The 5,921-nt window shown below is 49.5% G+C and carries 4 protein-coding genes; 3 read left to right on the top strand and 1 reads right to left on the bottom strand.

Annotation, left to right across the window (positions count from 1 at the left end):
• Both QVO51_RS00205 and QVO51_RS00200 read left to right on the top strand, forming a co-directional pair.
• A partial coding sequence (locus QVO51_RS00205; protein WP_288167645.1) for a hypothetical protein occupies nt 1–243 on the top strand: 243 nt, incomplete at its 5' end.
• Between the two features lie 59 nt (nt 244–302).
• On the top strand, nt 303–2,477 hold the full coding sequence (locus tag QVO51_RS00200) for a family 43 glycosylhydrolase (protein WP_022356742.1): 2,175 nt from the start codon (nt 303–305) through the stop codon (nt 2,475–2,477).
• A 146-nt stretch (nt 2,478–2,623) separates the two neighbouring features.
• Here QVO51_RS00200 and QVO51_RS00195 read toward each other — a convergent pair whose 3' ends face one another.
• Complete coding sequence (locus QVO51_RS00195; protein WP_022356741.1) at nt 2,624–3,421, bottom strand: helix-turn-helix transcriptional regulator; 798 nt, start codon at nt 3,419–3,421, stop codon at nt 2,624–2,626.
• A 225-nt stretch (nt 3,422–3,646) separates the two neighbouring features.
• Between QVO51_RS00195 and QVO51_RS00190 the strand changes: the two genes are divergently transcribed.
• Nucleotides 3,647–5,872, top strand: coding sequence for a substrate-binding domain-containing protein (locus tag QVO51_RS00190; protein ID WP_022356740.1), 2,226 nt, complete (start codon nt 3,647–3,649; stop codon nt 5,870–5,872).
• The last annotated feature ends 49 nt before the right edge of the window (nt 5,873–5,921 follow it).

Here is a 5,921-nt window from a genome sequence, read left to right as displayed (position 1 = left end):
ATCAGATCCTTGCGCAAGCAGCTGGCGCAGAAAGATGTGGTTTTGCGTGGCATTACCTTAAATGCGAAAAATGCGAATGATGACCACACATCCCATCCATTGGGAAAAGGTGGTGTGAAAAACGGTTCATATCTTCATCGGGATGACTTGCTCAAAAACGTCATTTATTTGATCGATTCCTGCATTTGTTTTTTTACTGTTTTATGTTACGATAGAACCAGAAGAAAATCTGCTTGTTTCTGAAGCGGATTTGGCAGCAGGATTATATCATCCAGAAGAATGGCTGAAAAGGAGTGTGCATAATGAAACTACAGAAATTGTTCAGGAAATCGGTTTCTGCATTGCTTGCAATGGTGCTTGGAACGGGAATGCTAGTCAGTCCATCTGCTTGTCCGGAGCCAACAGCAGCGGCAGTTGGAAACACTATTTACAACGATACGTTTTGGAAGGACACATCCGGAAACAACATTTATTCTCAGGGCGGCGGCGTATTTCAATTCGGGGATACTTATTACTGGTACGGCGTGCACTACAACGGCGCAGACACATATGCCGCAAATCCGACCAAAAAGGTGAACGATACTTCCTTTCGCTCTGTGACTTGCTATTCTTCCAAGGATCTTGTGAACTGGAAGTTTGAGAACGATGTTCTGACGGCAAATACCAAGAATTTTGGCTGGACCTACTGGGTTGGACGCATGGGCGTTGCCTACTGTGCAAAGACGAAAAAGTATGTACTGGTGACCCAGTACAATGACAGCATCCTCTTTGCATCCTGTGATACGCCTACGGGTAATTTCCAAGTGGAAACCGTGCAGGATCAGATTCAGAATGTGCTCAAGCAAGGCACTGGGGATCAGACTTTGTTCGTGGATAACGATGGGCAGGCGTATCTGGTTTGCTCTAATAAGGGCGGCAGAGGACATCAGTATATTTCCAAGCTGCGGACATCGGATTTCCTGTATGCTGAACCTGCAGTGGAAGTGGCGAAGGGAAAGGGCAGAGAAGGTAATTGCCTGTTTAAATACAAGGGGAAGTATTATTTCTGTGCATCGGATCTGCACGGTTGGAATGCATCCCACAGCTATTACATGGTTGCCGTCAAGATCACAGGCCCATATTCAGACTGGAAGGTGATGGAGGGAACGGATGAAGATTTCTCCTATGTGACCCAGACGGGCTTTTTCTACACTGTGCATGGCAGTAAGCAGGAGACAGTTCTGTATTGTGGCGATCGTTGGAGCGATTTTGCCGGAAACGGAGTTGGCTATAACCAGTGGGTGCCACTGACGGTGAACGGTGACAAGGTGACATTCCATTCCCTGAGCGAATGGAGCCTGAATGCACAGACCGGCGAGTGGCAGGTGGGCGCAGGCAACAATTATATCCTTAACCCCACCTTTGAAGCAGATCGGGTGTCCCAGACTACGCTTGCAGGCTGGAAGGCATCCGGCATCGGCAACAGCAACAAAAAGGGCGGACGTACAGGCAACTGGTGTGCACAGCAGTGGAGCGATAGCGCATACAAGGCTACTATGACACAGGATGTCAAGCTCCCCAACGGAACCTACACCATGCGGGCATGGGTAAGAAGTACGGGTGGTCAGAATTCGGCTATGCTGTATGTGCGGGGTGCCGGCGCTGATAAGATTATCAATGTGAATCGAAAAATAGACAATTGGGAAGAGGTCACTATTTCTGATATCCAGGTTACCAATGGTACCGTACAGATTGGAATTTGTTCAGATGCCAAGGCGGGAAATTGGCTGCTAGTGGATGATTTTTCCTTGGTTCGGGATTCGTCTCAACCACCGGTTGTGGAACCGGATCCCATCCCCGACGGGAAGCTGATCAAGAGTCTGAACGTATATGACAAGGAGAATGCAGGCGATTGGTCAATTCAGTCCGGGCTGAATGTTGGCAGCCAGGTATTTGGGGATAGAACCTGTAAGTTTACCGCAGTGCCGGAGCTTCTGCAGGATGCAGAGTGGATCCGGACAGCTTGTGATTCAAAAAAATATGCGGGTGAGGAAGCATGCTTCACGGCAGCGAAGGATCTGACAGCCTATGTGGCAGTGGATACCCGGGCAGAGCAGAATGCGTCAGCATGGCTCAGTGGCTGGGAAAAGACGAACATGACTTTGACGGATGACGGAAATCCGGTTGTAACATATGTGGTGTATCAGAAAGACGTAAAGCAGGATGCAACAGTGACGCTGGGTGCGATCAATCTGAACCAGGCTGTGAACTATGTGGTGCTGGCTGCGGAGAATACAGCCGAGCCGGTGATCCCCGGGGATGTAAACGGGGACGGCATGGTCAACGGCATGGATCTTGCAAGGATGCGCCGGGCATTGCTGGGACAGTCCCTGAACCGGAATGCCCTGCGCCGGGCAGATCTGAACGGCACCGGCAGCGTGGAAATAGCAGATGCGGTTGTGTTGACAAAATTCCTGTTAGGCGGTTCAAAAAATTAGCCCCCCTTGATGCTGCTGTGCAGATCTGCATATCCTGTGCAGCAGCGTATATATAAATCAGCCTCTCCAATTACGGTGAGGCTGATTTTATGATTTATTTCACCTACATAAAGGTGAAAAAGTTCCTGTTGAACATGAAGTGATGGCTATGGCTGGATCTGCTGTGCCTTGCGGTATGCATGTGGTGTCATGCCGGTTTTGCTGCGAAAGAGCATGATAAAATAAGGCACACTGGCATAGCCGCAGGCATCGGCAATCTCCGGAAGCTTTAGATTTGTGGTTCGCAGCAGTTGGCATCCCTTCTGGATGCGGCTGTCTGTGATGTCCTGGAGCATGGTAGAACCAAAGGCCTCCTTATAAAGATGCAGGAACCGGGATTGGCTTAATTGCATTTCCCGGGCAAGCACGTCTGCGCTCCACTCCTGTTCCGGCCAGCGAAAAATGGATTCCCTGATCCACAGTAAATGAGGCATATGCCGGGTCAGCGTTAGGATGGTATCGGAATAACGGAAGGCTTCTTGTTCGTGGAACTTATAAAGCATCATTCGGAAATACAGCGTGACGGATTCCTGCTTGCACAAGTGCGCAGAGTAAAACTCAAAGCACATGTTTCTGATAATGGCAGAGGCAGCAGCAATGTTGCCGATATAAACGGGTCTGTTCAGTGGAATGGATAGAGCTTGAAACAATTCTAACTCCTCCGGATCCGGGTAGAAATGCAGCCAGTCGTCGATGTAATCGGCACCGTCTGCACCATAGTGCTGAGGCGTATCCAGAGAATAGATCATATAGGAATTCGCTTTTGCGTGAATGATTTCTCCCTCAATGATGAATTGCGCAGGGGTCTTGACCAGCAGCAACAGCCAATCCGATGAGCCGCCTGGTCGTTTTTTCTGAAAGCTGCTGTCGTGGATATGATGATAGCCTACAGCGCTGCATCTCATACTAGTTCCTCTCTCTTTCTTATACAGCATTGCACCGATCCGTCAGCGGAGCGTGCGGTGCTGTTTTTGTTTCTATTGTAGCATTACTTTCAAGGTTCGTCAATAAAAATATCGCATTTTAGCTAAAAAAGAAGCATATTTCAGAATTGACATCGGAGCAATCCCATTGTACAATGTGTACAAAGAAGGACGGTATCGAATCATTGCTGCGGAGGATGGTGTTCTATGGGCGCAAAGGGGAAAATCGGTCTAATCCTGCCTGAAATCAATAGTGCATTGGATCATGCATTCCTGGAGGGAGCTTGTGATCAGGGGATTTCTCTGGGCTATGATGTCATTGTCTACACCGGTATTTTTAATTCTTTACGGGAGGTTCGCTTTGATCAGTATATCGCTGGGCTGGAGAATATCTACACGCTGATTTGTTCTCATCATCTAAACGGGGTTCTGTTTGCTGCGGATCGGTTTCACACGGACGAAGTGATTCAGCAGATCTTTGATAGCCTGAGGCAGACAGATGTGCCTTGCCTTGTTTTGGGCAGGGAGGAACCGGGATTCCCGACTTTTGAGGCGGAGGAGCATTCCGGCATGTACCAGGTGACAAAGCATCTGATTCAACGCCACGGCTGCAGGAAGCTGTACTGTATCACTGGATTGCCCAACCATGTTTCCTCGATGGAACGGCTTGGCGGATTTCTGGATGCCTGTGAGGAGGCGGGGATTTATCCCCAGGAATCGGATGTTTTCTACGGACACTTCTGGAAAGATATTCCTGAACAAATCGGAGTACAGATTGCATCCGGAGCGCTGCCCTGTCCGGATGGAATTGTGTGTGCCAGCGATGTTATGGCAGCGGCATTGGTAAGATCTCTGACAGCCCATGGAATACGAGTGCCGGAGGATCTGGTTGTGACCGGGTATGACGGAGGCATGGATGCGGCGGTGTGCGATCCTCCTTTGACCACTGTCCAGGGCCGCGACCGGCAATATGGCGCAGAAGCGGTTTGTCGACTGCATACCATGATGACCGGGCAGAACTGCGCATGCATTTGTCCAGCCCAAAGCGTATGGATCGGTAAAAGCTGTGGCTGCACAGGCATGAAGCATTCGGAAAATGACGAAGGCTTCTGGCTGGAGCGCTATGTGTACAATCAGATGCAGCGGAATGCTGAACAACAAGCATTTATAGCCACAGATTTTATTCATCGTATGACGGAGGCTTCTGATTTGCAGGAGCTATCTGATCGGATTGATCAGGTGGGACATATTTTTACAAAAGCGGATTGGATCGATATTTGCCTGTGCCGGGATTGGCAGGGAAATGCCCGCAATCCGGATGATGTCCGACAATATGGATTCCCGGAGCAGATGTATCTGCTGCTTTCCAAGCGGTTTGGGGGAAACCCGCAGTCCGGTTTTCTGTTCCCGACCAGTCAGATCCTCCCGGCATTGCAGACTTCCCATGATCCTCATGTGCTTGTGCTTACCTCCCTGCATTGCGATGGTCAGATTTTAGGGTTTACAGCAATGGGGTTCCAGGACAGTAGGGCTGTGCACATTGACGAAACCTATGTAAGCTGGTGTGACGCTGTTTCCAATGGGCTGAAAGTCCTACAGCAGCGGATTCGTGCCCAGCCTTATCCCCATCATTTGGAACAGCTGGAGACGGATCCGGTTACCGGGATGCTGAACCGAGGGGGCTTCTTGTTCCGCCTGCCAGAAGTGACTGCCGGATATTTGAAAGCGGGAAATCGTTGTGTGCTGTTGTTACTAACTTACTATCCGGATCAGATCAATCAGTTGGATCCAGCTGCAGCAATCGGAGAAGCCATTCGGAGTTATCACACACATCGGCTGTGCTGTAGAATCGAGGACAGTATATTTGCTGTCTTAATGCCGATGCAGCCTGGAGAAAATGAAGCAGCATCCATTGTGGATTTGACGGCATTTGTGGAAAACAGTCTGCGTGCCCGATTCAAAATCCGGCAGGTTCCGGAATTTATCGATTATACTGTGCAATTGACTTCCACAAGCCGGGAAGCGGTCGAACAGCAACTGGAGCAGGGGGTGCTGCAGCTAATGCAACAGAAACAGACTGTTCAGAATCATTACCTGGACTACAAAGCACAGATTATTCGCATGCGTCGGCGCATGGTTGTAAATCCCCAGCTGGAGTGGAATATTTCAGACATTGCAGAGCAGCTTTGCATCAGTAAAAGTCATTTGCAGAGATTATACAAGCAGGTGTTTGCCTCCAGCATCAAGGATGACATCATCAGTGTTAGGTTGAAGCGAGCCGCACAGCTGCTGTCTCACACCGATTTACGTATCCGGGAGGTAGCTTTACAGTGTGGCTACAACAATGAAAACCACTTCATGCGACAGTTCCGGGAGAAAACCGGCATGACTGCAACGGACTACCGGAAACTGCACCGACAGAATTCTGCCTGAGGTGTGATTTTGAACCTTTCCCGGCATGGTCTGCGCATAAAGCAATGTG

Origin of the sequence: Ruminococcus sp. CAG:379, assembly GCF_000434255.1 — a bacterium.
GTDB lineage: Bacteria > Bacillota > Clostridia > Oscillospirales > Ruminococcaceae > Ruminococcus_F > Ruminococcus_F champanellensis.
The sequence above is the reverse complement of the archived record's forward strand: the minus strand, read 5'-3'. Positions and strand labels throughout refer to the sequence as shown.

What these genes read in the sequence shown, in the direction of transcription:
- QVO51_RS00200 (WP_022356742.1), top strand. Translation starts at nt 303, where the DNA reads ATGAAACTACAGAAATTGTTCAGGAAATCGGTTTCTGCATTGCTTGCA.
- QVO51_RS00195 (WP_022356741.1), bottom strand. Translation starts at nt 3,421, where the DNA reads ATGAGATGCAGCGCTGTAGGCTATCATCATATCCACGACAGCAGCTTT.
- QVO51_RS00190 (WP_022356740.1), top strand. Translation starts at nt 3,647, where the DNA reads ATGGGCGCAAAGGGGAAAATCGGTCTAATCCTGCCTGAAATCAATAGT.